Origin of the sequence: Aliirhizobium cellulosilyticum, from assembly GCF_014198105.1 — a bacterium.
GTDB classification, from domain to species: Bacteria; Pseudomonadota; Alphaproteobacteria; order Rhizobiales; family Rhizobiaceae; genus Neorhizobium; species Neorhizobium cellulosilyticum.
Genome location: NZ_JACIGW010000014.1, coordinates 1 through 25,571 on the forward strand (window position 1 = coordinate 1; position 25,571 = coordinate 25,571).

Here is a 25,571-nt window from a genome sequence, read left to right on the forward strand (position 1 = left end):
ATAGAATGCTGGCCTCCATCCAGCCAGCATCAGTGAATCAGAACACAGGTGATTTGGGTATCCGAAACGATTCAGAAATACGAGGAAACGCTCTAAAGGACTATCTGCCTCAATGTATGTGAAGATGGCGTCGCGATCCGATAATGCAAACGCAGACCAGGTAAGCTTCACGATTCTGGCGCACCAGTTTTAAGGCGAGCCGCCGCTCGACGTTTGACAAAGTGCGCCTCGACATCGTCATCCGATAAATCAGGTCTAGTGTCGTTCAACGCTTCGAGCACTTTACTTCGAAACCAAGCGTCATGCGCTTCACTGCCAGAAAGAAGCTCAAGAGGCAGCGCCCCCTCGTTAGCAGTCCGGGTGAGCATAATACGAACCGCATCAGATACGGTTAGGCCCATGCTCTCAAGCACAGCAGAAGCGCGATCCCGAACTTCGGCATCGATGCGAGTTTGGACAAGAGCGTTTGCAGCCACGGCTATCTCCCACGTTTTGCAAGATAGTAATGCAATTGAATGACGATTTCCAGAAGGTTATCTGCCGGCACTATCTGCTCGACGCGTTTTAAAGCTCTTGAACCAATTCGAACCACTGACCCTCTAATTTCGATCGCTCACAATAAACGAGCGAATTCCGACAATTCGCTCGCGCCAAAACACTTGGCGCGTTGCTAGACGGTCCAACTTGCGTCAGTCACATCACTGTTTTGGAATACCAGCCTTCTCGATCACCGCACTCCATTTTTCGATGTCTTCGTGGAGACGATTTCCAATTTCCTCCGGCTTGCTGGACCGAGCCTCGACCCCAAGATCAGCGAAACGCCTTTTGATAGCTTCATCCGCCAACACTGACGTTAATGCCCTGTTCAACACACTACGAGCTTCATCCGGCGTACCCTTGGGCGCAAAAATGGCATTCCAGGACGTTACATCATATCCCGAAATTCCTGCTTCCGTCACCGTAGGTACATCGCTCGTCAGGCTAGACCTTCTCGGGCCGGAGGACGCGATCGCGATCGCCTGGTTTTTCTGTAAGGCTGCCTGAAGTGCGGTCTGGCTGTCGATAATCATATCGATTTCTCCACCAAGCAAAGCGACCTGCAAGTCCGGAGTTGCCTTGTACGGCACAATGGTGAAATCAATTCCGGCAGCAGATTTAAATAACTCGGCGGCAAGATTTTGAGTGCTGCCCGTATTGATAGTTCCGACATTCAGCGCACCGGGCTCGGCCTTGGCCGCATCGAGGACGTCCTTAAGCGTTTTGAACTTACCATCCGCCTTGGTGACGAAGACGAAATCGAAATAGGCGAGGCTCGATACCGGCACAAACTCGGAGACCGGATCGAACGGTAACTTTTTGAACAGAGGAACGCTGATCGCCGTGCCATTCGAAAACAATGCGAGCGTATAACCGTCTGGCTCTGCGTTGAGGACGGCTTGAGCTGCTGTTGCGCCGCCAGCGCCCGGCTGGTTCATGATGATGATCTGCTGTCCGAGTTCCTTGCCTAAGGCATCTGCGACGATACGGGCGGTAATGTCTGCGATTCCACCCGGACCAAACGGAAGTACCAGTGTGATGTCACGGGAAGGATAGGACTGTGCCGTTGCGGCACTTGCCGATAGCGACAAAGCCAGCGCCACGGCACCGAGCCTGCACACGCGAAGATAACGCGGTATCATTCCGGATAGTTGGTTCATGTCTGCTCCTCCCGTTCGGCCGCATCGCGCGGCGTTTTTTACCCTCGCTTGTCCATGGGGCTGACACTCTCCCGGTCTCCTCAAACCAGGCAGGCTTCAGCCCCATGCCTTTTCACTTGGCCGGCGCAGGAAACACCCGCCCGTCAAACAACTTCCGTGCTGTGCGCACAGTGCCAGCCGCCTTGACCTGTCCTTGCGCATCGATTTCCAGGAATACTTCCATTGCGCCGGTCGGATGCTCGATCAGGTACCGGCCGTCAGAGGGCGCCTTGGCGAGGGCCGCTGCGGGACTGCCCTCAAGGCGGGTAGCGGTCGCCACGGTCACGGCGGCAAGAACGCCGACGGACGCATGCACCCGATGCGGGATGAAGCTGCGCGTCGAAATCGCACCACCATCTGCGGCGGCAGAGAGTAGGGTCATTTTTGGCACGGATGCCTTGGTGACATCGCCGAGGTTCATCATCGGCCCGGCCTTAAGACGGATGGACTCGATTCGCTTTTTCAAAGCATCATCGGCTTCTATTTCCTCGCGGGTCTCGTGGCCGCTCAGGCCAAAATCCGTTGCGCGCATGATGACGCACGGCATTCCGTTGTCGATCAGTGTAGTCTCGACACCGTCAATGACATCCACGTTGTTGCCGGTCGGAAGAAGCGCGCCGCACATTGCGCCGGCCGTGTTTTCGAATAGCAGCGGCACGGCCGCGTGATGTCCCGGTACGCCGGCAATTTCCGTATCGCCGACATAAGATACGCGACCGCCCGGTGTGGAGATCTTGGCCACCGCCACCTCTCCTGTATTCACCATATGGATCCTGACCTCGGTCAGGTCGCCCTTCGCCGCCACCAGCCCGCGCTCGATTGCCGCCGGACCGACACCAGCGAGGATATTTCCGCACCCCTGCGCGTCGCTGACCAACGCCTGATCAACAAAGACCTGCAGGAACAGATAGTCTACATCGGCATCGTCACGGCTCGATGGTGAGAGAATGGCAACCTTTGACGTCAGCGGGTCGGCACCACCGATGCCGTCGATCTGGCGCGCATCAGGCGAGCCCATGATCCTTAGCAGAAGGCCATCGCGAATGACCGGATCGGCCGGCATATGCTCCGCCAAAAAGTATGCGCCCTTGGAGGTCCCGCCGCGCATCCAGAGGCAGGGAATGCCATCTTCATACATATTTCAGACCCTTCTGCTCGAGCGTCGGACGCATGTTGTAGATGTCGAGCCCTAGCTCTCCCGCGGCCAGGCGGGTCCGCTTGGCTTCCTCATTAGCGAGGCGCTTTTCAGCAGCTGCTAGAACTTGGTCGGCCTCGCTGCGTCGGACCACGCACACGCCATCGTCATCGGCGACAATGATGTCTCCCGCCTCGATATGCGCTCCAGCGCAGACGATGGGCACGTTGACCGAACCGAGCGTCTCCTTCACCGTGCCCTGTGCCGAAACCGCCTTCGACCACACTGGAAACCCCATGGCGGTCAGGTCGCGGATATCGCGGACACCGGCATCGATCACCAGCCCCTTGCAGCCTCGCGCCATTGCCGATGTCGCAAGCAAGTCGCCGAAATAGCCGTTATCGCAGGGCGAGGTCGGCGCCAGAACGAGAATGTCGCCTTCTTTCAGCTGCTCGATCGCCACGTGCAGCATCCAGTTGTCACCGGGGGGCGATGAAATCGTCACCGCCGATCCGGCAACTTGGGCGCCGGCGTAGATCGGCCGCATATAGCTTGCCAGCATACCCTTGCGCCCCTGCGCTTCGTGAACGGTCGCCACGCCGGCAGCGCCGAGTTTCGCAATGGTCTCGGCACTTGCACGTTCGATATTTTGTACGACGATACCCATATTTAAATTTCCTTTCAGATAAACACTTTTCGCGGCGGAGCTTAGGCTGCGCTCACGCCGTGGATGCGCTGTAGGCGACGTGTACCGATGGTTTCAGCCAGCAACTTCTCGTCGAGCTTGCCTTCCCATTTCGCGATTACGACAGAGGCTAGCGCATTGCCGATCAGGTTCACGAAAGTTAATCCCTCGGCCAGGATGCGGTGAATGCCGAGGATGAGCGCAATGCTGGCGACGGGAATAGCGCCCGTTGTGTTCAAGGTTGCCGCCAGGACTACGAACGCGGCTCCCGCCACGCCCGCGGCACCCTTGGAAGTCAGGAGCAGCACGCCGATCAGCGTCAGTTCGTGCCAAATCGTCAGCGGCGTGTTAGTAGCCTGCGCCAGGAATACCGCGACCGTGGTAAGGTAAAGGCATGTCCCGTCGAGGTTGAATGAATAGCCGGCCGGAACGACGAACCCGACGACTGACTCCTCGCAACCCGCCTTGCCCATTTTCTGGATTAGCCTCGGCAGCACGGTCTCAGTCGAGGTCGTAGCTGCGACAATAATGATTTCGTCCCACAGGTAGCTGAATAGGCGCCACAGGCTGACACCGCACCAATAAGCGATGCCACCGAACACGATTGCCGTGAACAGCGCGCAAACCACAAAAAACTCAATGATTAGCGAACCGAGAGACCACAGCGAGGACGTGCCGAATTGCCCAATTGTAAAAGCAATTGCGCCGAACGCTCCAAGCGGAGCGAAGTACATGATGTAGCCGATGATCTTGAAAAGACCCTGCGAGGCGCTTTCGATCACGGTGTAGACCGGACGACCCTTTTCACCGATCGCTGCTAGAGCAATGCCGAACAGAACCGAGATGAACAGAACCTGGAGCACATGCCCTTCGGTGAAAGCGCTGACGAAACTGTCGGGAATGATGCCCATGAAATAGGCCGTCAGGGACTGGTCATGGGCGGTGGCGACATAGGACTTGATCGAGTCGGCATTTAGCGTTGTCGGATCAATGTTCATGCCAGCGCCTGGCTTCCATAGATTGACTGCGACGAGGCCGAAAATCAGGGCAATCGTGGTGATCGCTTCGAAATAAAGAATTGATTTCAGGGCGACGCGCCCGACGCTCTTCATATCATTCATACCGGCAATGCCGTGAACGACCGTCACGAAGATGATTGGCCCGATCATCATGCGGATCATTTTGATGAACGCATCGCCGAACGGCTTCATCGCCACGGCGATGTCCGGTGCGAAATGTCCCAGCAGGATGCCGATTACGGTTCCAGCAAGAACCTGGAACCAGAGCTGGCCAAGGATCCCGAACCTACCGCCGCCGGTCTTCAGCGCCGAGCTCGACGGGGACGGATTGCTGACTGATGAATACGTCAAATGTCTATTCCTCCTTGGGCATTCCAGCTCTCATGAAACACAAGTCGCGCGGAACGCCCGACGCCTTACGGCGCAATGTCACTTTCTGGATCGCCACCAGCAACCATTGCGCTGGCTGATCCGAACGTCATGAGATGGAGAAAATTGCTCCCACCCGGTTCTGCCACATGGGGCAAACCGACATCAAAGAATGTCAGCGACCGAGTTCTCGGAAGACCTCCTCTTCCTCCCCTCTTCGGTGAATTAAGGAATGGACTGGCGAAAAAGGCAAAATAGATTTGCGCGCAAGCCATAAGCTCTGGTTAAGTATCGTCATGGATATGACCCGTGACATCAATCTGCGGCATTTCGAAGCCGTTGCCGCCGCCGCCCGGCTAGGCAGCATAAGCGCCGCCGCGCAAGCCCTTAACCTGTCGCAGCCGGCGATCACGCAGGCGGTGGCAAAAGTCGAAGCGCAACTCGGGCATGCCCTATTTGAGCGCCAGCCCGGAGGCGTCACCTCGACGCGCGCAGGAGAGTTGATGCGCATACGCATAGAGCGTGCGCTCGCTTATATCGTGCGCGGCGGACAGAATGTGCGCAGGTCGGCACGATTGCCGGCTTTACCCAATATCGAGCGACGCATCACCTTCGGCCAGCTGCGGTCCCTACTGACGGTCGATCAGACCGGAAGCTTTGCACTCGCTTCGAAACTGACGGGGCTATCCGAGCCGGCTCTACACAGATCCGCGCGCGAGCTGGAGCAGTTGCTCGGCATTCTGCTCCTGGCGCGACATGGCAAGACGGTTCAACCCACCCCCGCTGCGACAAGTCTCCTTCGGTTCGCACGGCTGGCCTTCTCGGAAATAGAAGCCGGATATGACGAACTGGCGGCGCTGCGGCTTGAGGGGGCGGGACGCATTGCTATCGGCACATTGCCGATGGCGCAGGCAATCCTGCTTCCTCGGGCATTATCGCGGTTTTCTCACATTAATCCTGCCGCAAGGATCGACGTCATTGAAGGGCCTTATACCGATTTGCTTGCCGGCCTGCGCAATGGGCAGTTGGACGTACTTATCGGCGCTCTTCGCGAGCCATTACCCGTGGGAGATGTGGTTCAGGAAGCCGTCTTCGACGACGACCTCGTCATCGTCGCTCGCGCCGGCCATCCCTTAGCTGGACGCGCAGCTCCGGCGTTGTCAAGTTTGGGGAGCTTCCCGTGGGTGATTGCGACGGGCGGTGCGCCGATGCGGACGCGCTGGGAAGCCATCTTTGGCGAAAACGGGCTAGAGCCTCCTCCAGTTCGTATCGAGAGCAATTCCGTAACGATCGGTCGCGGTCTCATGCTGAACGATGATTGGCTGACCTTGATGTCGCGTGATCAGTTCGTCTTCGAACGCCGTGCCGGCCTCCTCGTCGAAGTCGGCGGCAGCTTCATCTCAAAGCGCAAGATCGGCCTGACCACCCGTAGCGACTGGCGCCCCACGCAGCTGCAGACGGCGTTCATCACCGAGTTCAAGATAACATGTGAAAATTGGACTTCAGAAAAACTAATGGAGAAGAAGCCGTTTCGATATGCCTAAGACAAATCTCTTCGATACAACTTGCCTACGAGTTGGGAGGAGAGCCGCTCGCCAGGCATGACAGCGGGACCCGCCTTCCACGCTCATTTTGAAATCTGCGACGCGCTCTGCTTGTGCCGACTGCTCGCACGTGTAGGAGGTATTCCGAAGACATGATCATCGATTGCCACGGCCATTATACGACCGCGCCTTCCGCCCACACGAAATGGCGCGCGCAGCAGGAAGACGCCATCAAGAGTGGCGGCGACATCGACCCTGCCTATCCCGACATATCGGACGATGAGATCCGCGAGACGATCGAGGCCAACCAGTTGCGGTTGCTGCGCGAACGCGGCGCCGACATGACGATTTTTTCTCCCCGTGCCTCGGCGATGGCGCCGCATATCGGTGACCAGTTCGCCGCGAAGGTTTGGGCACGGCGTTCCAACGATCTGATCAAGCGGGTCGTAAACCTTTATCCTGAAACATTCGCCGGCGTCTGCCAGCTCCCGCAAACACCTGGTATCTCGATAGAGACCTCGATTGAGGAGCTTGAGCGCTGCGTTTCCGAACTCGGATTCGTCGGCTGCAACCTCAATCCGGATCCGTCAGGTGGGCATTTCAGCGCCCCTCCCCTGACCGACCGCGCCTGGTATCCGTTCTTTGAAAAAATGGTTGAACTCGACGTACCGGCAATGATCCATGTGTCGGGTAGCTGCAATTGTGCCATGCACGCGACCGGCGCTTATTACATCGCTGCCGACACTATAGCGTTCATGCAGTTTCTTGAAGGTGACCTGTTCAAGGACTTTCCGGATTTGCGCTTCATAATTCCTCACGGTGGTGGCGCTGTTCCGTATCACTGGGGACGTTACCGCGGGCTGGCGGATATGCTCAAGCGCCCGCCGCTTGGCCAGCATGTGATGAAGAACGTGTTTTTCGATACCTGCGTCTATCATCAGCCTGGCATCGATCTCCTGTTCGAGGTCATCGATATCGACAACATCCTGTTCGGTTCCGAAATGGTCGGTGCCGTGCGCGGGATCGATCCGCAAACCGGACACTATTTCGATGACACCAAGCGTTATGTCGACGCACTGCAAATTTCCGACGCCGACAAGCGGAAGGTCTTCGAGTTGAACGCCCGTCGGGTCTATCCACGGCTCGACGCGCAGCTCAAGTCAAGGGGGCTGTGATGCCGAAGTTTCAGATGGATCCAAACTGGCTATGCTTTGACCCCGAGCCGAGCAAGCCAGGCTATCGCCCTCCAGTCGGGTCGGTCGATGCCCATTGCCATGTGTTTGGCCCAGGCGATGAATTCCCTTTCGCACCTGAGCGCAAATACACCCCGTGCGACGCCGGCAAGGACAAGCTGTTCGCTCTTCGCGACTATCTCGGTTTCGAACGTAATGTCATCGTTCAGGCCACCTGCCACGGCGCAGACAATCGGGCGCTGGTAGACGCATTGCGCGCCTCCGATGACAAGGCCCGTGGTGTGGCGACGGTTCGCGACACGGTATCGGCCGACGAACTTTCCGAGTTGCACGAAGCCGGAGTGCGCGGAGTACGTTTCAACTTTGTGCGACGCCTGGTCGACCCGAAGCCGGACGCCTACTATCACGCCATCATCGACCGTATTGCGCCGCTCGGCTGGCACGTCGTCATCTATTTTGAAGCGGCGGATCTCGAGGAGCGTTGGGATTTCTTCACGTCGCTGCCGACGACCGTCGTGGTTGATCACATGGGTCGTCCAGATGTGACGCAGGCTGCAAGCGGTCCGGGATTCGGCCGTTTCATCCGACTTATGACGGAACACGAAAACATCATCAGCAAGGTCACTTGCCCCGAGCGTCTGTCGAAGAGCGGCGGTCCGGCCTACGAAGATGTGGTGCCTTTCGCGCGTATGCTCGTGGAGCAATTTCCCGATCGCGTTTTGTGGGGAACGGACTGGCCACACCCCAACATGATATCGCACATGCCCGATGACGGCCATCTCGTTGACTTCATCCCGCAGATCGCGCCAACGGAAAATCTCCAACAAAAACTGTTGGTCGATAACCCCATGCGCATCTACTGGCCCTGACTGAAGGCACCAAAACGCTGAGTGGCACTCTGCGAGGTCGCAGGGTGCACCTATGCAACAGGTTGTCTGTCTGCAATAGCATAAACTTATATCTAAACTTACTGTTTTGAATTGTTCTGAAAGACGTTCAAGCAGAAGAACAAGTGACTGACTGGGATGCCTGAGGAGTGGCGCCCGAATCTGGTCAATCGGGAGGAAAATGAATGGACGGCATAATCCAGTCGCTGGCTGTGATCTTTAGCCTATCGGGCATCGCGGCTCTGCTCATCGGGGCGGTACTTGGGATTATTATCGGCGCCTTGCCAGGCCTTGGTCCCTCTATCGGACTCAGTCTGTTGATCCCTTTTACCTACAACATGTCTCCCGAACTCAGCATGCTGTTGATGATTTCCCTTTACACATCCGCAGAATACGGTGGGTCGATCAGCGCCATTCTTCTGTCGACACCCGGCACCGCAGCCGCCGCGGCGACCGCCATCGACGGTTATGCGATGGCGCAGAAGGGACGTGCAAACGAGGCAATCTCGATTTCCTTGACCGCATCCACGGTCGGCGGGATTCTCGGGGGGCTCGCACTTCTCCTGTTGGCTATGCCGCTGGCGAAGCTGGCATTGCAGTTCGGCCCGGCGGGTTATTTCGCTGTCGGCCTGTTCGGCCTGACTTCAGTTGCAGCCCTTTCCGGCGGCTCGCTGGTCAAGGGTCTCCTCGGCGCCGTTCTCGGCCTGGCGCTTGCCACCGTCGGCATCGATCCGATTGCTGGAACGCCACGCTTCACCTTCGGCCAGTTCGAGCTTTACGAGGGCGTTCCGTTCCTCGCCGCATTGATCGGGCTTTTTGCGGTCTCTGAAGCCATCGCCCTCGCCGAAAAGCAGGCCCGGCGCACCAAGATGGGTGAAAGCCGTGTAGGGCACGTCTTCATGTCGGTCGCGCTGCTCAAGGAAACCTGGCGATCGATGGTTTCCGGTTCGGTGATCGGTACTTTGCTGGGCATTTTACCTGGCGTCGGGGGCAACATCGCCTGTTGGGTCGCCCGAGATTATGCCCGTGCCCGCGACAAGAACCCTCAGGCATACGGCAAGGGCGCCGCCAACGGCATCGCGGCTCCCGAAGCCTCCAACAACGCAACAGTCGGTGGCGCTCTGGTCCCGCTCTTGTCGCTAGGCGTGCCGGGATCGCCGACAACCGCTATTATGATGGGCGCCCTCATCATGCACGGTCTGCATCCCGGCCCGCAGCTGTTCACGGAATCGCCGGCTCTGGTCTATTCGATCCTCTTCGGCGTTATCATTGCATCGCTGGTACAGTATCTCGTTGGGTCGCTCTTCCTGCCGATAATGGCCCGCACATTGCTGCTTCCGACCGGAGTAATCGCCGCCGGCATTCTCGCTTTTGCCGTGCTCGGCTCCTTCGCTATCCGCAACCTGATGTTCGATGTCTGGATGACGCTCGGGTTTGGCCTTCTAGGCTATTTCATGAAAAAACTCAGTTTCCCTGTGGCGCCGGTCATCCTGGCAATGGTCCTCGGCTACCTGATTGAATCCAACTATCGCACGGCGCTCGTGTCGTCGCAGGGAAGCTACATGATCTTCCTGACCGACCCGATCAGCGTGCTGTTCCTGATCCTCAGCGCCGTCAGCCTGGCGGTGCCGATCTATCGGCTCTGGTCTGCACGACGCGTTGTTGCCGTCGATCCGGCCTGAGCCATACCATCCACGCATCCAGCCATCATTTCAGGGAGAGAGAAACGATGCACAACGCGACCACAACCATGAACAAGTCCCGAGGTTTGGGACACCTGTTGCGCTCCACCATTGCCGCTCTTTGCATGGCAGCGATTACAGGCACCGCACTTCCGCAGGCCGCCGTCGCCGCAGACTATCCGACGAAAGCCGTGACCCTCGTGGTCTGGTCAGGCGCCGGCGGCGCCCTCGATACCTACGGCCGCAAGCTTGCGGAACTGCTGGAAAAGGAAAGCGGCTGGACCGTGAAGGTCGACAACCGTGCCGGCGGAAGCGGTGCCGTCGGTCTGTCGCAGATCGTCACGCAGCCCGCCGACGGCTATAACATCCTGGTGCTGACCGGCACCTTGACTTTTGGCATCGCGCAAGGGCTGATCCCATTTAAAGTCGAGGATCTGAGGTTGCTTCGGGCCATGCAGTCGGAACCGTCGTCTCTCGCTGTCCTGAGCAGCAGCCCCTACAAGAACGTCGACGAATTCGTAAAGTATATGAAGGATCATCCCAATGGCATGAAGGTGGGCGGACATTCGTCTGGCGGCTTTCACCAGTACATGCTGTACCAGATGATGAAACAGGGCGGTTTCGAAAGCGGGTGGATCCCGCACGATGCCTCGGGCAAGGTGACGCTGGCGCTTCTTGGCAAGCATATCGATGCGGCGATGATGACACCGTCGACAGCCCTGTCGCAGGTGAAGAGCGGCGAAATCCGGCTTCTTGGTGTCAGCACTGCCGAACGCTCGCCGTTCCTGCCCGATGCGCCCACCTTCAAGGAGCAGGGTTTCGATCTCGAAGGCGCGATCTGGCGCGGCATTGCCGTCAAGGCAGGCACGCCGGATGATGTCGTTGCGTCGATTCAGACCGCAATAGACAAGGTCACCGCGTCTGCCGAATGGAAGAAATTTCAGGAAGAACAGTTCCAGGACAGCCCGAACTGGAGCGAGGAAGAGTTCACCAGCCGCGTCAAGAAAGATCTGACCGAGCAGGCTGAGTTCCTCAAATCTGCCGGATTTGTGAAATGAGCGATCGAGATATTAATCAAGCTGGCCGGGTTTTCCCGGTCAGTGACCTCATCGCTGGCGTCGCTTGCCTTGCGGGTTGCGTCGCATTCCTGATGTTGGCGTTGGCCTTGCCGGCCGGTCACTCGACCGGTGATACCGGACCTGGCGCCCTCCCGGTTCAGGTCGGCATCTTCGGAACGATCTGTTCCCTGGCCTATCTCGTCATCACGATGCGAGGAGCATTTGCAGACGAGCAAGGCGATTTTTCGAGAGCGCACAGAGCATTGGTTGCTTTCCTGATCTTCGTCATCTGCCTAGCGGGCGTTAACTGGATAGGGCTGCCCTTATCGATTGCTGCCGCCTCCGGACTTGTCACACTGCTTTTTCCCGGCGAGCGTCGGCTCCTGCGAGCCGGGGCAACAGGGCTTGGGCTTTGGTTGATCGCGGTGCTCCTTTTCGGAAAGCTGCTCGGGCTTCCGATGCCATGACACAGGCGTCCGACACCGCTCTGCCGAATGGACATGGCTGGTGGCGGCTGCTGATGGTCTATCTGTCGGCGGCGATAGCGGGCTGGATTTGTACGACAATGCATATGCCTCTTCCATGGATGATCGGCCCGCTGTTGATGACGGCGGGCCTTTCCCTTCGCGGGCTGATCCATCGGCCGCTTCCGGTCCGCACCCGCCCTTTTGGACAGGCTGTGGTGTCGACAACCGTCGGTCTTTCCTTCACCGGCGATGCGCTTGCCATCGTGCTCGACCTTCTGCCTCTTCTGGTCGGCATGGCGGCAATGACGACAGGCTTCTCGCTGGTCGTCGCCTTCATTCAGGCAAGGCTGGCGGGCGTCCAGCTGTCACGCATGGCGTTGGCGACATTTCCATTGGCGCCGGTGGAAGCCGCCATCATCGCCGAGAGCGTCGGTCAACCCGCCGCGCCGGTCGTAATAGCGCAGTCGCTGCGCATTGCTGCAGTCGTCGTGGTCATACCTACGATTCTCTACCTTGTTGATGGCGCGCAAAGGGGAGCAGTGCCAAGCGCCGCAGGAGCGGAAGCATTTCTTGACCCCTGGCTGGCGACCCTTCCCATTATCGGCTTGGCTGGCGGCCTGCTGTTCAGACACCTTAATTGGGCAAATCCCTTTTTTCTTGGGCCTTTGACAATCGCGGCAATGCTGACGGCAGGCGGCGTCGCCTTGCCGCATTACCCCCCTGTCGTTTTGGCCACTGCACAAGTGGTTCTCGGGTCGTGGCTTGGATCAACTTTTCAGGCGAGCCTGTTACGGGGCGCGGGTCGAGAGTTGACAATCTCGCTGTTGGGAACGGTTTGTTTGTTGGTGCTGACATGCGGATCTGCGGCAGTTCTAGCCCGTTTCACGCCCCTCGACTGGCGCAGCGCCGTACTCGGTATAGCGCCAGGTGGCGTCACCGAAATGGCGCTGACCGCGCAGTTCCTCCACCAGAGCGTCCCGGTTGTAACGGCAGCGCAGGTCGTGCGCATATTTCTTCTTATGCCGCTGGCGCGGCCGTTGATCCGCTGGACCGAGCGCTTCGGATAGTCACGATGGCTATCCGAAGCGCTGGGCGTAGGGACGTCGTCGATCTAGACGGCCAGTCCTCTGATCCAGTCAATCCTTCAAGATCGGCGGCGTACCGTCGCTGTGAAAGGTCTCGATCGTCTTTAAACCCCAGGCCTGGCCCTTTTTTCGGTCCGCTTCAGTCCACATGATCGGACGCCAATCAGGAGCAAGAATGAGCCGTGCGCCGGAGTTGGCGAGCTCGACGCGGTTGCCCGCTGGTTCCCAGACATAAAGGAAAAACGTCCCTTGAATGGCGTGCTTGTGGGGGCCGGTTTCGATATGCACACCGTTTTGCAGGAAAATGTCGGCGGCGCGCAAAATGTCCTCGCGCTGATCGGTTGCATACGTCACGTGATGGAGCCTTCCCACACCGCCCCCATGTTCTTCGGTGCAGGCAAGATCATACGTCTTGTTGTTGACAGTGAACCAGGCACCACCGATCCGGCCGTTGTCGAGCTGGATGAATTCCGTGACCCGGGCACCGAGGCAGGTCTCCATAAAGCGTTTGAATTCAGTAACGTCGGAAGATAAAAGGTTGAGGTGGTCAAGACGGCGTGGCGCTGCGCCGGTGAAAGCGCTTGCGGTATTTTTAAGAGCACTGCGCTCGGCCTCGTCTTGCGGTTCATACCAGTTGGTGTCGTAATAGATCTCGAAGACATGGCCGAACGGATCCTCGAAGCGGAAAGCCCGCCCGTGGCCAAGGTCTCCCTCGTTCCAGCCCAGTACCTGATAACCCGAAGCCTCTATGGCCTGCACGCGCCGGTCGAGTGCTTCGCGGCTCGTGGCGCGGTAGCTGATATGACCGACGCCGGTTGTGGGTGAACGCGTCAATTTCAGCGTGCAATATTCATAATCATCCCAAGCTCGTAGATAGGCGCTGTTCTCGTCCCGCCCCGAAAGCTTCAACCCGTATATGCGCGTGAAAAAATCCAGGCTTTCGTCGAAACGGTCAGTGAGCATCTCGACATGACCGAGATGAGCGATGTCATGATGGGCCATCTCGCTCATCGGGTACCTCCGCAACAACTGCAGCGCTGCGCAATGGAAGTCGATCGAGTAAATGGTGCCATGGCGAATTTTCCTCCCTTCGCTCCAATATTGGATCTCATCGCTGAGCGAACTAAAAGGCAAATCGAAATAACGCTTTTCGTATAAGAAAAAGCTATTCAATGCCGCTATCGTCCTGCGCGGAAATCGCCAGCCAGCACCTGTTCCTTATGGTATACTATAGCATATTCTTATGCTTGCGCGACATGTTCGAATTGGGCTGTGAGTCGAACTCACTTTAATCAAAACAACACGAGGCGGGAGGCCTTGAACCTGGGAGGGTTATCATGAGAAATTTTTCAAAAATCGCGCCCGTGGCGCTCTTACTGATTTCGACGTCTGCTTTCGGCGCAGAATTGAAGTTTGCCAATTACATGGCGCCGACACATCCCTATGTGTCGCGCGCCTTCGAGCCCTTTGCTAAAGCCGTAGAACAGGGCACCGCCGGAGAAGTGAAGATCAAGCTTTACAATGGAGGTGAACTCGGCGCGGGCCCAGTCGAGCAGTATTCCCGCGTTGTCGATGGCGTCGCAGAGTTTGCGGTCTCGTTGCCAGGCTATACGGCATCCCAATTCCCGCTGACGCTCACTGCGGAATTACCCGGCGTGCTGACTGAGAAGGACGGTACCGAGACCCTTCTGGCTCACCTTGATCAGTTTTCCAAAGAATACCGCCGCGTGAAGCTGGTGGGCATGTGGTCCAGCGCGGACAATGTTCTTTTCACGCGGTCGAAGCCGGTGCGTGTATTGGACGATCTCAAGGGGATGAAGGTCCGCGTTCCGTCCCGCAATACGGGCCTTCTGGTCGAAGCCTGGGGCGCGACACCGGTCTCGATGCCTGTGTCGGAAATATATAACTCCCTTCAGACAGGGGTCATCGACGGGGCGATGATCGACGGCACCGCCGTCAATGCCTTCAAACTTGGCGAAGTCGCAAATTTCATCACCAAGGGAATGAAGACCACCAACTCCCCGTTTTTCATTCTCATGAACCGGGACGCCTATGCTGATTTGAAGCCGGATCAGCAAAAGGTCGTCGACGAAGCCGGAAAGCAGGTTTCGCTCGATGGACAGAAAGTCCAGCTGACCGTCGCCGAAAAGGGTTTTGCTGATTTCGCAAAGCTGCCGGGCAAGGATGTCATCACCCTAACCGAAGCGCAGGCGGCGCCATTCAACGCCGCGGCCGACAAGGTCACCGCTGAGGCAATCAAGCAGAGCGAAGGATCGCAGGCGGTTGTAGATGCTCTGAAGGCGAAATGAGAATGTCTGGTGATGTAACTCTGCCGGCACAAAGCTGGCTTGAACGGGTGACGGTCTGGCTGGCCGTCATCGCCGCCGCAGCCATGCTGTTTCTAGTCATCCTCATCTCGGTCGGGGTCATTTTGCGGTATGCGTTCAACGTACCGGTTCTCGGTCTCAATGAAATCAACCAACTGGCCGCGTTGACGCTGGTCATGGCAGCCTTGCCCTATTGTACAGCGAAAAGCGGCCATGTCGGCGTCGACGTCTTTGACAATGCCATCGGACGGGTCGGACGGTTCATCGGGGATATAGGCTCGCGCCTACTGTCCGGCTTCGTCCTATCCGTCCTCGCACAACGGGCCATTCTCAAGGCGCTGGATGCTCGCGAGTTCAGCGATACGACCAACATGCTCAGCCTACCGATCTGGCCGTTCTACGGAATTCTCGCATTCGGCATTACATTATGCGTCATCGTCATGGCGGCGCAGTGCGTGACAATTATCCGTGCAGGAGGCCGCTAATGTCACCGACGGCAGTTGGCCTTCTGGGCATTTTCTTCCTGTTCTTCCTGATGATTTTTCGAACGCCGGTGGCGTTCGCCATGTTGCTTGCTGGCTTCTTCGGAATGTGGGTACTCCAGGGCCTGCGTACCGCGGGCGCGCTGATGCTGACGGAAAGCTATTCTGCAGTGGCCAGCGAAACGCTGATCGTCGTGCCGATGTTTGTCCTCTTGGGTAACATTGCATCGGCGGCAGGATTCTCGCGCGGTCTATATGACGCAGCTTTTGCCTGGGTCGGGCACTTCCGCGGGGGCTTGGCATCCGCCTCGGTCCTTGGCTGCGCCGCCTTCTCCGCTGTCTCAGGATCATCGGTCGCAACGGCGGTGACGATCGGTAAAGTGGCTCTGCCGGAAATGAAGCGGCTTGGTTATGCCGACGGCCTTGCCACAGGTGCGGTAGCAGCAGGCGGGACATTGGGTTTCTTGATCCCGCCTTCGACGGGTTTCGTTCTCTACGCGATCCTGACTGAGCAGTCGATCGGACGCCTATTCATGGCGGGCATCCTGCCTGGACTGCTGCTGATGGTGTTGTTCATGCTGACGGTCTGGCTGGTCGCCTTGCGCAAACCTGACCAGGCGCCTGCGGGCCCCAACGTCCCGATTCGGCAACGTTTTGCCACCCTGAAGCAGGCAGGTCCGCTGATGGCGGTGATGGTGCTGACCATTGGGGGTATTTACATCGGGGCCTTCACGCCCGTCGAAGCCTCCGGCATCGGTGCGGCGCTCGTCATCCTCTTGGCCCTGGCCGGGCGCAAGCTGAACCGTGCAGGATTTGCGGCAGCAGTGATGGACACGCTGAAAACCACCGCCATGCTGTACATGATCGTTATTGGCGCCAACGTTCTCAATCCATTTTTCGCCGTCACGCAGATCCCAGCGCTTCTTGGCGAGGGACTGCAAGGGCTCGGACTCGGACCTTACGGAACGCTGTTCGCGATCATTATCGCCTACGTCATCATGGGTATGTTCATGGATGGCCTATCGATGCTGGTGATCTCGGTCCCAATCGTCTTTCCTGTCATTACCGCGCTTGGTTTTGATCCGATCTGGTTCGGAGTCGTTGCTGTGATTGTCGTGGAAATGGGAATGATCACGCCACCGGTCGGGTTGAATGTCTTCGTGGTTCGAGGTGTGGCGGGCGATGTTTCGCTGAAGACCGTGTTCAGAGGCGTCATGCCGTTTCTGTTCGCGATGATAGTCGGCCTACTGTTGATCATCCTGTTCCCGCAAATCGCTCTTATCATCCCCAATACAATGTTCGGCTGAGGGTAGGTTCCCAACCGAATTGTCAGCTGGACCGGCATCCAAGTGTTCGCAGGACGACAAAATAAGGAATGAGAATATGACAGAACGTCACTCTAAGATCGCCTTCATCGGATTTGGCGAGGCGGCGGAGGCCTTCGCAAAAGGTTGGGGAGCAGACATCTCGTCAGGTCTGAAGGCTTATGACGAAAAGGTCGAACAGGTCGGCGCACCAGGAAAACCGGCCGAGCGTGCAATGGCTACAGGAATCGTTTTGGCATCCGACCGGGCAGCCGCCTTAGACGATGCTGATGTTGTATTCTGCCTGGTAACAGCCGATCGCGCGGTGTTGGCGGCAGAACAGGCTGCTCCATACCTCAAGGCGGGTGCATTCTGGCTTGATGGCAACAGCTGCTCGCCGGGCGCCAAGCGGCGATCTGCCGATATCATCAGTTCTGCCGGCGGGCGATATGTCGATGTCGCCATCATGGCGCCGGTTTATCCAAGACTGCATCGCACACCTCTGCTGCTGGCGGGCCCGCATGCCGACCCAGCACTCGCCGTTCTGAACAGCTTTGGAATGGAAGCGCGTGTTTCCGGACCTGAAGTCGGCGAAGCGTCGTCCATCAAGATGATACGCTCGGTGATGATCAAGGGCATGGAGGCATTGACGGCAGAATGCCTGTTGGCGGCCCGGCGCGCCGGCATTGAGGAGCGCGTCCTTGCCTCGCTCCAGTCGTCCAACCCCAATATCGACTGGCCGCGCCAAGCCGCCTACAATCTGGAACGCATGATGGTGCACGGAAGGCGCCGCGCAGCCGAAATGCGCGAAGTCGCTATCACGCTTTCCGAACTTGGCCTGCCCAACGGACTGGCCAGCGCAACGGCCGACTGGCAGCAGCGGATCGGCGACTTCGTTCTGCCGGCCGGCGATGAGAATTATCCGGAACGCGCTGACGCCATTCTTTCGCGCCTGAAGGACTAATTGAGTCCGGCTGCCGTCTGCCGCAGCACGTCCCGCAATTCCCTTTGCGCCCGCGTCGGCTCCCAGCCGGCGCGGGTGGTGATTCCGATGGGCCGCATCGCATTGGGCAGGCGCACCGGCAATATCCCGAGAACGCCCATTTCGACCTCCGCCTGCATCCGCGACAGCCCGCCGAGATGGTCGCTCTGCCGCAGGATCTCCCGCATCATGATTACGGATGATGTTTCAACGACATTGGTTGGCGCCTCAGCGGCAAAATAGGTGTCGAGAACGCGTCGTAACGGCGTTGAACGACGTGGCATGACCCAAGGATGCGACGCCAGGTCTGCAAAAACGAGATCGGCCTTGTTCATCAAGGCGTGGTCGCGCCGCGCAACGACGACCACCTCGTCGTCGAACAACCGTTCCTGCTCGATGTCTTCAATTGGTGTCGGAAACCGTAGTGCTCCAAGAACCATGTCGATTTCGCCCCGGCGCAGGCCATGCAACAGTTCGTCATACCGGCCGTCAATCACCTGCAGCGAAAGACGCGGCCTGATTTCGCGAAAGGCCAGAATGGCGCGTGGAAGCCATCCGGATCGCGACAACGGTAGGGCGCCAACCACTATGCGACCTACTTCGCGACCATCGAGAGCCGCCAGATCGGCGTCAGCCTGATCAATTTCCGCCAATGCGAGGCGGGCAGCCTGGGCCAACTGAAGGGCGGCGCGTGTCGAAATCAAGCCATGCGCCGTACGCTGAAAGAACGTTGTGCCTGCCGCCCCTTCCAACATGGTGGTGGCGCGATGGACGGTCGGCTGGGCAAGGCCCAGCTGGTGCGCCGCAAGTGTGAAGTTTTCGGTCTCCGTCACCGCGATCAGGGCGGCAAGTTGCGGCCATGTCGCCTGGATGCGGATCGCTCGATCCATGTCTGACATCGCGTTGTCGAGAATGCGCAGCGCGCGATCAGCTCGGTAGTGCAGCAGCGCTCCTGCATCGGTGAGAAATAGACCTTGCGGGCTGCGTTGAAGCAGAACATGCCCGCTCTCTTGGCTGAGCTTGGTGATGGCTTGAGTTACGGCAGGCTGTGAGACATGGTTTATGTCGGCAGCACGGGTAACGGAATTGGTCTGCCCCAAGGCCAGAAACATCCGGAGATGACGAATACTGGCAGGCATGCCCATTCCCTCTAGTTTCCTTAAGCTTACGAAGGCCACGGTCGCCCGACAAGCTGCTAGGTCCCTTCACCTCGAAAGCAAATCGGCAATCAATCCCAGCGGATGGTTCGGCTGCGTGCCGGAGAAGCGTTTTGCCTGGCATCGACAGGAATAGCCGGTTGCCGCGATCGTATCCTCCGATTCCACATGGCTGCGCCAAGAAAGATCAAATAGGCGGCGCGACATCGGCTGATGCCGCCTCTGATGCCCAAAAAGGCCTGCCATGCCGCAGCACCCGGTTGACGGTGTAGTCGTCTCCAGGCCCATTGCCGCGAATACTCTTTTCCAAAGCACTCCGGTCTGCGGGAGGGCGGTCGCCTCAGTGCAGTGCGACAAAAGCTTTATCGGACTGTCATGATTTGCTTTTGGGAAGTCACGCCGATCGGCCTCGACAGCAAGGAACTCCTGAGGCAGAAAAACGTGCGGCAGAGCGATCCCGGCTTTGGCGTAATCTTGGCGCAACATCATGGCAAAGGCGGGCTCGACGGCAATGATTGGAAGGCTGGTCGTAGCCGCCGCATGCAACTGACTGGAAAGAGCGTCAGCCATGCGGCGAAAACCCGCAGTTTCACCGAGACTCAGCGCAACCTTGCCGCCCGGCCGCATGGGCAGGAAGCGGACATCGTAACCTAGCGCCGTGAAGCCGGCGATGGCCTGCCGTTGTACGGCCCCGTCGAAAAGTGCGGTGAACCAGTCTTGCGCGATGATTACGGTGTTATCGGGCAAGTGTCCCGGACGAAGGTCTTCTTCGCGTAAATGGAGACCCTGGGGAGGCCGAGCCATACGCCGAGGCAGATCCTCACTCGCGGTCAGCCACCCACCGATCTTCGAAGCCATAGGCCATATCGGTGCGAGAAGCGGCACGAGCCGCATCATCGCCGGACTGAACCGCTCCGCCATCATCACAAGTCGATCCGCAAGCGGCCGGCGATGTCGCTTGAAATAATCAGCCATAAAGGCCTGCCGCATGGTCGGAACGTCTACCTGCACAGGACAGGAGGAGGCGCAGGCCTTGCACCCAAGACACTTGTCCAATGTTGCCATTAGGTCCTTTTCCAATACGGGCAGATCAGCATCAGCCTCGCGGCGGGCCTTGTGCCAAGTGCGCAGGGCATCCGCCCTGCCCTTGGGACTGTAACGAATGTCGGCCGTCGCCTTAAAGCTAGGGCACATGGGCGTCGTCTTCGTATAGCTCAGACATTGAGCGTTGCCATTGCAGCGGAAGGCGAGCGTAAGGGGATCACCCTCCGGTTCGTTGAACGCACGAAACGGCGTTGTCGCGATGCCCATGATGGGCACCTTGTTGGTTACCAGCTTGCCGGGGTTGAACCGCCCCTCTGGATCAAAGGCCGCTTTGATACCCTGCAGCGCAGAATAGGCTTCCGCCCCGATCCAATCCCGAAGGTAGGCACCTCGCAATCCCTTTCCATGTTCGCCCCAAAAGATGCCTCCATGCTTGCGGGTTAGTGCAAAAACGGCATCCGAGACCGCTACCATGCGGGCGCGATCCTCGGCCTTGTCGACATTGAGTGCGGGGCGGATATGAAGGCAGCCGACATCCACATGTCCATAAATTCCAAACCCCAAACCATTGTCTCTCAGGATATCGAGAAACTCGTCGACGAAGGCCGGCAGATTTTCCGGCGGCACGACGGCATCCTCGACAAAGGCGATCGGCCGCGCAGGACCGTCGACCTTGCCCAAAAGGCCGACGCCGGCTGACCGTATCGCCCAGAGTTCGGCAATCTCCGCCCGATCGCTCGCAACATGGATGGCGCCGACGCCGGCAAGACTGCCCAGAATTCGCCGACAGTCGTCAAGTTTGACCTGAAGATGCGCGGGATCATCACCGTTGAGCTCTATGAAAACATACGCGACCTTCTGCCCTGCTCCAGCCCGCAGTGTCACAGGCAGGCGGTTGAGGATGCCTGCATCTTCGGCAATCGCCTGGACTGTTTCGTCCATCACTTCAACGGCAGTGGGATCAGCTTTGATAAGCGGGGCGGCCGAGGCAAGCGCCAAGCGGAAATCCTCAAACCCAGCAACGATCAGGCGCTTTTCTCGCTCGATGCGCCTCAGCTTCACGCGAATGGCGCTGATGATGCCGAGCGTGCCTTCTGCACCCAGGAATAATCGCCACCATTCAAAACGCCCGTCATCGGCGCAGGCGCGTTCAAGATCATAACCGGTGAAGCGCCGGTTCAGTCGCGGCGTGTTGGCGACGAATGCCACCTTTCCCTGTCGTGCCACTGTTTCAGCGGAGTGGAGCATGGCCCTGGCCCATTGTGGAACCGGCTGCTTGCTGTCGAGCAACCCCTGCGGTCGCGCGATCTCAAGTCCGAGGATGTTGTCGGAGGTCTTACCATAAATTCGCGACCCCTTGCCGGACGCATCGGTGCTGACCATTCCACCGATCGTGCAGCGGGTTGATGTCGAGGTTTCCGGTGCGAAAAACCAGCCGGTTTCGCGGATCTGTTCATTCAGGTCATCTAGCACCATGCCGGGCTGCACATCCGCCCAGCCTTCCCGTTCATCGATGGCAATGAGACCGTTCATGTGCCGACGCAGGTCAACGATGACGCCGGTATTGAGACTCTGCCCATTGGTGCCAGTTCCACCGCCCCTGGCAGTTATGGCAACGTCGGCGAACGGCGGCTGATCGATGACATCTAGCAGCCTCACCAGATCGGCCGCATTACGCGGTGCGACAACTAGATCGGGCTTGATCTGATACACGGAATTGTCCGTCGACATGGCGGCACGCAGAGCCAGATCGGTCTCGATCTCACCGACGAAACCCACTTCTTCAAGCGTGGCCGCGAGAGTTTTGATCCGATCAACAGCGACGTTCACGTTTGCCATTACTTCCTCCGAACTGGTGATGCACTTGACCACAGACCGAACATTCATAAAAATGCAAATTGATGAAGTTAAATCCGGAAAATCTGAACATAAACTTGAGACACTTGAGGGCCCTTGATGCGGTCGCGCGTGAGGGGTCATTTGCTTCTGCCGCAAAGCGTTTAGGTATCGTCCCCTCCGCTTTGTCTGAATTGATACGGCATCTTGAGGAAACGGTGGGCGCCGCACTGTTCGACCGCAATACCCGGCCTCCCGTAATGACCCCGCTAGCGCTTTCGTTTATGGCTGAAACGGCTCACCTTCTAGCCGATATTGACAAGGCCGTTACGCGACTGAGGCAGAGCGCCGGCCTCGAGCTCGGAGTGTTGAAAATTGGCGCGTCGCCTTCCGCAATTTCCGAACTTGTGGCACCGCTTCTGGCAGATTTCCTCGCCGAGAGGCCCATGGTGCATTGCCTTGTCCATGACGACGTCGCCGAGACATTGGCGCAAATGGTCATCGAGGGAAAACTGGATATCGCGGTAGCAGGAAGAGCGCTCCAGTCCCCTGACCTCGCCCAACACGAGCTCATGCGGGACGATTTTGGGCTAGCGTGTCGAACGGACGATATGCTGGCGCGAAAACGCATCAAGCTTGACGACCTGCAAGACCGTGTCCTCATCGGTCTTGCATCTCAGACAGGTACCCAACAATTGTTAGAGGATAGCGATCTACCAAGGTGGCTACTGAACACACGCATCAACGCTCATTCCACGATCGCGCAACTCTGCATGGTTCGCGCCGGTGTCGGGTTGGCATTGCTTCCTCAAAACGCGGTAAATCTGTTCAATGATCCGAAGATCTTGTTCGTACCTGTCAGCGACCTACGGCTTCAACGAATATTGTTCGTCCTCGAGCCTAAAAAACGAGGCCTATCACCTTTGGCGCGCGCGTTCGTAAACAAAATAAAGACTTTTCGGGTGGAGTAGATTCGATTGATAGCAATTATTAGTCTTGATGGGAGCCGAACCTTCGACCCGCAAAGTCCAAACGAACTTAGTATTCAAAGATCTTTTGAATAACAGAAGTTTGGCGGTCTGTGCACTGAGTGCGGCTGGCGATAACCGGAGATCATGAACTGAGAAGCGCTGTCCATTCCCAAAGAATGCGAAACATTCAGCGATCAATTTGATTGACCTCATGTTCTGAGGCTTTGTGGCGAGGCAACCGAAGACCACCTCGCCAATACCTTTTACCTGCCGTGCCCGATGGCCAGCGTAAACAGCCTAGCCTGTCGCTCGGCAAAAGCACGTGGATTGGCCGGTTTGTCCCCGTCAAGAATGCGTGCTTCGTCGAGTAACAGCCACGCCGCATCCTCGCGAAAGGCCGGATCGCCGAGCGATGCGATGGCTTTAACACGCTCGTTCTGCGCGTTGATCTCCAGGATTGGCTTCGATGCGGCTTGTAATCGCCCGGCCCCTTGGAGCAGCTTTTCGAGCTGGCGATCAGGGCCATGTTCCGACGCGACAAGGCAGACCGCGCTTTCGGTCAACCGATCGGAAACCCGCACGTCACCGATTTCCTCACCTAGTGTGCTTCGAGCGAAATCGATGAACGCCTTAACTTCAGGAGAAGCTTGCCGGTCACCCTCATCGGTGCCGCCCTCGCCGGTCACAGCGTTAAGATCGGCAAGGCCCTGAGTAACCGATTTGAAAGGTTTGCCCTCGAAATCTGGGGCGTGGGTCGGCCAGAAACTGTCTACGCCGTCGGTCAGCAGAAGTACCTCTATCCCTTTGGCCCGAAAACCCTCGAGTTGCGGCGACGATCTCAGTTGGTCCAGACTGGAGCCGCTAATGTAATAGATCGCCGACTGCCCTTCCCTCATTCCGGATAGATAGTCGGCCAGGCTCCGAGTTGCCCCATCGGATACGGTACTACGAAAGCGCGCCAGCTTCAGCAACTGCGCGCGCCGCTCGAAGTCGTCGTAGATACCTTCCTTGAGAATGGGGCCGAACAGATCCCATACTTTGGAAAACGTCTCGGCTTCTCCTTCGGCCATTTTCTCCAGAGCCGAAAGGATCCGACTCGTGACGCCCTTTTTGATAGCGGCAAGCACGGGGCTTTCCTGGATCATCTCACGGGAAATGTTGAGTGGCAGATCCGGGGTGTCGACGATGCCGCGGACGAACCGCAGGTAACGCGGCAGCAAGTCGGCTTCGTCGGTTATGAAGACGCGCTTCACGTAAAGCTTCATCCGACCCTGTCGGTCTGGATCAATCAGATCGAATGGTTGAGAGCCCGGTATGAAGGCAAGTGTCGTATATTCGTGGCGGCCCTCAGCGCGGAAATGCACGTTAGCCAGCGGCTCATCGTACTGGCCCGAGACACGATGATAGAAATCGTCGTAGTCCTGCTTAGATATCTCGCTCTTCTGCTTGATCCAAAGCGCTGCACCATCGGACACCTGTGACGGTTCGGCGCCCTCTTTGTCAACGAGACGTATAGGAACAGGCACGTGGCCGGATTGTTCACGGATAATCTTCTCGACCGTCCATTTGCTGGCGTATTTCTTCGCATCGTCCATGAGATGCAGCACGACACGCGTACCGCGTGCTGGTGCTTGCCCGACATCGATCCCGACGATGTCATAGCTTCCCTTACCGTCGGAAGACCATTTCCAGGCCTCGCCCTCGCCGGCGCGGCGGGAGATCACATCGACCCGATCGGCGACCATGAACGAAGAATAGAACCCGACGCCGAACTGGCCGATCAGCTCCGCCTTCTCGCCAGCCTTGGCCGCCTCAAGCCGCTCCATGAACGCCTTTGTCCCCGAGCGCGCGATCGTGCCAAGCGCGTCGATCATCTCCTCGCGGTTCATGCCGATGCCGTTGTCCTCAATAACGAGTGTCTGCGCCTCCTCATTGAGCGTTACGAGAATCGCTGGCGGGGTTCCATCGGACGCGAGCTGCGGCTTGGAAATGGACTCATACCGCAACTTTTCGCAGGCATCCGCCGCGTTTGAGATCAATTCCCGGAGGAAAACATCTTTGTCCGAGTAAACAGAATGCACCATCATGTGCAGGAGCCGGCTGACATCGGCTTCAAATACGTGTTGTTCGGACTGCCATTCTTCGACTGTCGTCACTGATACCTCCATTCGTAAAGAAATCGCCGGTCAAATGGTTTTTCTGGGACAAGAATTCAAGCGCCATCGCCCTCGCCCACTTGACGCTTTTCTAAGACTTTTTTCGTTCGTGTCTGAAACCTGGGGACAGCGCTACCTGAGCGTCTCATTTTCGTAGTCTCTTCCCGACTTACTCTCGTACGGGCCTGTCTGACAGGAGTAGCGACATGAGCAATCTGGTTCCGAACGCATTCTATTGGGCTCGTTCCGTAAAACATAACGATGGGCGTCTTACGGTTGTGAAGGTTTCTACGATATTTGCACAAGTCGAGAATTCTGGACCTTGGCGGTGCCGGGATCGGATCAGCATTTCATGATCGACGACTTCGAGATCCTCAGCGAGATCGAGCAGCCTAAAACGGCATTCCGTCTTCAAGCCGCTGAATAAGACGACCCGCAAGCAAGTTTAGCAC

The 25,571-nt window shown here is 57.8% G+C and carries 21 protein-coding genes; 12 read left to right on the forward strand and 9 right to left on the reverse strand.

The features are described from left to right. Positions 1-167: 167 nt before the first annotated feature. The 5 genes from GGE33_RS26185 to dctA form a co-directional block, all read right to left on the reverse strand. The gene (locus tag GGE33_RS26185; protein ID WP_112456502.1) at positions 168-476 is read right to left on the reverse strand and encodes a type II toxin-antitoxin system RelB/DinJ family antitoxin; all 309 of its coding nucleotides are present in this window, start codon (positions 474-476) and stop codon (positions 168-170) included. Between the two features lie 222 nt (positions 477-698). Further along, complete coding sequence (locus tag GGE33_RS26190) at positions 699-1,697, reverse strand: Bug family tripartite tricarboxylate transporter substrate binding protein (protein WP_183830139.1); 999 nt, start codon at positions 1,695-1,697, stop codon at positions 699-701. A gap of 112 nt (positions 1,698-1,809) precedes the next feature. Next, on the reverse strand, positions 1,810-2,874 hold the full coding sequence (locus GGE33_RS26195) for a 4-oxalomesaconate tautomerase (RefSeq protein ID WP_183830142.1): 1,065 nt from the start codon (positions 2,872-2,874) through the stop codon (positions 1,810-1,812). Beyond that, a complete protein-coding gene (locus GGE33_RS26200) occupies positions 2,867-3,538 on the reverse strand; it encodes a 4-carboxy-4-hydroxy-2-oxoadipate aldolase/oxaloacetate decarboxylase (RefSeq protein ID WP_183830145.1) in 672 nt (223 codons plus the stop codon). Before GGE33_RS26200 ends, GGE33_RS26195 begins: the two co-directional genes overlap by 8 nt. A 41-nt stretch (positions 3,539-3,579) precedes the next feature. Then, positions 3,580-4,926, reverse strand: coding sequence for a C4-dicarboxylate transporter DctA (gene dctA / locus GGE33_RS26205; protein WP_394353702.1), 1,347 nt, complete (start codon positions 4,924-4,926; stop codon positions 3,580-3,582). Between the two features lie 314 nt (positions 4,927-5,240). Here dctA and GGE33_RS26210 point away from each other — a divergent pair, with 314 nt between their 5' ends. The 7 genes from GGE33_RS26210 to GGE33_RS26240 all read left to right on the forward strand — a co-directional run bounded on the left by GGE33_RS26210 (position 5,241) and on the right by GGE33_RS26240 (position 12,842). After that, positions 5,241-6,488 (forward strand): LysR substrate-binding domain-containing protein, encoded by a 1,248-nt coding sequence (locus tag GGE33_RS26210; protein ID WP_183830149.1) that lies wholly within the window; start codon positions 5,241-5,243, stop codon positions 6,486-6,488. 152 nt (positions 6,489-6,640) lie between these two features. Next, entirely contained in the window at positions 6,641-7,663 is a 1,023-nt protein-coding gene (locus GGE33_RS26215) for an amidohydrolase family protein (RefSeq protein WP_183830152.1), read from the forward strand. Next, positions 7,663-8,550 carry an amidohydrolase family protein gene (locus tag GGE33_RS26220; RefSeq protein ID WP_183830155.1) on the forward strand — a complete coding sequence of 296 codons (888 nt, stop codon included), beginning with the start codon at positions 7,663-7,665 and terminating at the stop codon, positions 8,548-8,550. Before GGE33_RS26215 ends, GGE33_RS26220 begins: the two co-directional genes overlap by 1 nt. Positions 8,551-8,753: 203 nt before the next feature. Further along, positions 8,754-10,250 carry a tripartite tricarboxylate transporter permease gene (locus GGE33_RS26225; protein WP_183830158.1) on the forward strand — a complete coding sequence of 499 codons (1,497 nt, stop codon included), beginning with the start codon at positions 8,754-8,756 and terminating at the stop codon, positions 10,248-10,250. Positions 10,251-10,375: 125 nt separating this feature from the next. Then, positions 10,376-11,308 carry a tripartite tricarboxylate transporter substrate binding protein gene (locus GGE33_RS26230; RefSeq protein ID WP_394353703.1) on the forward strand — a complete coding sequence of 311 codons (933 nt, stop codon included), beginning with the start codon at positions 10,376-10,378 and terminating at the stop codon, positions 11,306-11,308. Further along, the gene (locus tag GGE33_RS26235) at positions 11,305-11,775 is read left to right on the forward strand and encodes a tripartite tricarboxylate transporter TctB family protein (protein WP_183830161.1); all 471 of its coding nucleotides are present in this window, start codon (positions 11,305-11,307) and stop codon (positions 11,773-11,775) included. Before GGE33_RS26230 ends, GGE33_RS26235 begins: the two co-directional genes overlap by 4 nt. Further along, positions 11,772-12,842 (forward strand): AbrB family transcriptional regulator, encoded by a 1,071-nt coding sequence (locus tag GGE33_RS26240; RefSeq protein ID WP_183830164.1) that lies wholly within the window; start codon positions 11,772-11,774, stop codon positions 12,840-12,842. Before GGE33_RS26235 ends, GGE33_RS26240 begins: the two co-directional genes overlap by 4 nt. Before the next feature lie 69 nt (positions 12,843-12,911). On the opposite strand, the gene GGE33_RS26245 is transcribed toward GGE33_RS26240, so the two are convergent. Then, on the reverse strand, positions 12,912-13,862 hold the full coding sequence (locus GGE33_RS26245) for a VOC family protein (protein ID WP_183830255.1): 951 nt from the start codon (positions 13,860-13,862) through the stop codon (positions 12,912-12,914). Between the two features lie 335 nt (positions 13,863-14,197). Between GGE33_RS26245 and GGE33_RS26250 the strand changes: the two genes are divergently transcribed. The 4 genes from GGE33_RS26250 to GGE33_RS26265 all read left to right on the forward strand — a co-directional run bounded on the left by GGE33_RS26250 (position 14,198) and on the right by GGE33_RS26265 (position 17,937). Then, entirely contained in the window at positions 14,198-15,169 is a 972-nt protein-coding gene (locus GGE33_RS26250) for a TRAP transporter substrate-binding protein (RefSeq protein ID WP_183830168.1), read from the forward strand. 2 nt (positions 15,170-15,171) lie between these two features. Next, a complete protein-coding gene (locus GGE33_RS26255; protein WP_183830171.1) occupies positions 15,172-15,672 on the forward strand; it encodes a TRAP transporter small permease in 501 nt (166 codons plus the stop codon). After that, positions 15,672-16,976, forward strand: a complete 1,305-nt coding sequence (locus tag GGE33_RS26260) for a TRAP transporter large permease (RefSeq protein WP_183830174.1) — start codon at positions 15,672-15,674, stop codon at positions 16,974-16,976. The genes GGE33_RS26255 and GGE33_RS26260 overlap by 1 nt, the downstream gene beginning before the upstream one ends. A 76-nt stretch (positions 16,977-17,052) precedes the next feature. Then, positions 17,053-17,937: an NAD(P)-dependent oxidoreductase gene (locus GGE33_RS26265; RefSeq protein WP_183830177.1), complete on the forward strand. Its 885-nt coding sequence runs from the start codon at positions 17,053-17,055 to the stop codon at positions 17,935-17,937. On the opposite strand, the gene GGE33_RS26270 is transcribed toward GGE33_RS26265, so the two are convergent. Further along, positions 17,934-19,094 carry a LysR family transcriptional regulator gene (locus tag GGE33_RS26270; RefSeq protein WP_183830180.1) on the reverse strand — a complete coding sequence of 387 codons (1,161 nt, stop codon included), beginning with the start codon at positions 19,092-19,094 and terminating at the stop codon, positions 17,934-17,936. The two genes, GGE33_RS26265 and GGE33_RS26270, sit on opposite strands and share 4 nt — an antisense overlap. A 66-nt stretch (positions 19,095-19,160) precedes the next feature. Then, positions 19,161-21,995, reverse strand: a complete 2,835-nt coding sequence (locus GGE33_RS26275; RefSeq protein WP_183830183.1) for an FAD-binding and (Fe-S)-binding domain-containing protein — start codon at positions 21,993-21,995, stop codon at positions 19,161-19,163. Positions 21,996-22,057: 62 nt separating this feature from the next. On the opposite strand from GGE33_RS26275, the gene GGE33_RS26280 reads away from it, so the two are divergent. Further along, positions 22,058-22,963 (forward strand): LysR family transcriptional regulator, encoded by a 906-nt coding sequence (locus tag GGE33_RS26280; RefSeq protein WP_183830258.1) that lies wholly within the window; start codon positions 22,058-22,060, stop codon positions 22,961-22,963. Between the two features lie 263 nt (positions 22,964-23,226). On the opposite strand, the gene htpG is transcribed toward GGE33_RS26280, so the two are convergent. Beyond that, entirely contained in the window at positions 23,227-25,119 is a 1,893-nt protein-coding gene (gene htpG, locus GGE33_RS26285; protein ID WP_183830186.1) for a molecular chaperone HtpG, read from the reverse strand. Positions 25,120-25,571 lie beyond the last annotated feature (452 nt).

What these genes read in the sequence shown, in the direction of transcription:
- GGE33_RS26190 (WP_183830139.1), bottom strand. Translation starts at nt 1,697, where the DNA reads ATGAACCAACTATCCGGAATGATACCGCGTTATCTTCGCGTGTGCAGG.
- GGE33_RS26195 (WP_183830142.1), bottom strand. Translation starts at nt 2,874, where the DNA reads ATGTATGAAGATGGCATTCCCTGCCTCTGGATGCGCGGCGGGACCTCC.
- GGE33_RS26200 (WP_183830145.1), bottom strand. Translation starts at nt 3,538, where the DNA reads ATGGGTATCGTCGTACAAAATATCGAACGTGCAAGTGCCGAGACCATT.
- GGE33_RS26210 (WP_183830149.1), top strand. Translation starts at nt 5,241, where the DNA reads ATGGATATGACCCGTGACATCAATCTGCGGCATTTCGAAGCCGTTGCC.
- GGE33_RS26215 (WP_183830152.1), top strand. Translation starts at nt 6,641, where the DNA reads ATGATCATCGATTGCCACGGCCATTATACGACCGCGCCTTCCGCCCAC.
- GGE33_RS26220 (WP_183830155.1), top strand. Translation starts at nt 7,663, where the DNA reads ATGCCGAAGTTTCAGATGGATCCAAACTGGCTATGCTTTGACCCCGAG.
- GGE33_RS26225 (WP_183830158.1), top strand. Translation starts at nt 8,754, where the DNA reads ATGGACGGCATAATCCAGTCGCTGGCTGTGATCTTTAGCCTATCGGGC.
- GGE33_RS26230 (WP_394353703.1), top strand. Translation starts at nt 10,376, where the DNA reads ATGGCAGCGATTACAGGCACCGCACTTCCGCAGGCCGCCGTCGCCGCA.
- GGE33_RS26235 (WP_183830161.1), top strand. Translation starts at nt 11,305, where the DNA reads ATGAGCGATCGAGATATTAATCAAGCTGGCCGGGTTTTCCCGGTCAGT.
- GGE33_RS26240 (WP_183830164.1), top strand. Translation starts at nt 11,772, where the DNA reads ATGACACAGGCGTCCGACACCGCTCTGCCGAATGGACATGGCTGGTGG.
- GGE33_RS26245 (WP_183830255.1), bottom strand. Translation starts at nt 13,862, where the DNA reads ATGGCCCATCATGACATCGCTCATCTCGGTCATGTCGAGATGCTCACT.
- GGE33_RS26250 (WP_183830168.1), top strand. Translation starts at nt 14,198, where the DNA reads ATGAGAAATTTTTCAAAAATCGCGCCCGTGGCGCTCTTACTGATTTCG.
- GGE33_RS26255 (WP_183830171.1), top strand. Translation starts at nt 15,172, where the DNA reads ATGTCTGGTGATGTAACTCTGCCGGCACAAAGCTGGCTTGAACGGGTG.
- GGE33_RS26260 (WP_183830174.1), top strand. Translation starts at nt 15,672, where the DNA reads ATGTCACCGACGGCAGTTGGCCTTCTGGGCATTTTCTTCCTGTTCTTC.
- GGE33_RS26265 (WP_183830177.1), top strand. Translation starts at nt 17,053, where the DNA reads ATGACAGAACGTCACTCTAAGATCGCCTTCATCGGATTTGGCGAGGCG.
- GGE33_RS26270 (WP_183830180.1), bottom strand. Translation starts at nt 19,094, where the DNA reads ATGCCTGCCAGTATTCGTCATCTCCGGATGTTTCTGGCCTTGGGGCAG.
- GGE33_RS26275 (WP_183830183.1), bottom strand. Translation starts at nt 21,995, where the DNA reads ATGGCAAACGTGAACGTCGCTGTTGATCGGATCAAAACTCTCGCGGCC.
- GGE33_RS26280 (WP_183830258.1), top strand. Translation starts at nt 22,058, where the DNA reads ATGAAGTTAAATCCGGAAAATCTGAACATAAACTTGAGACACTTGAGG.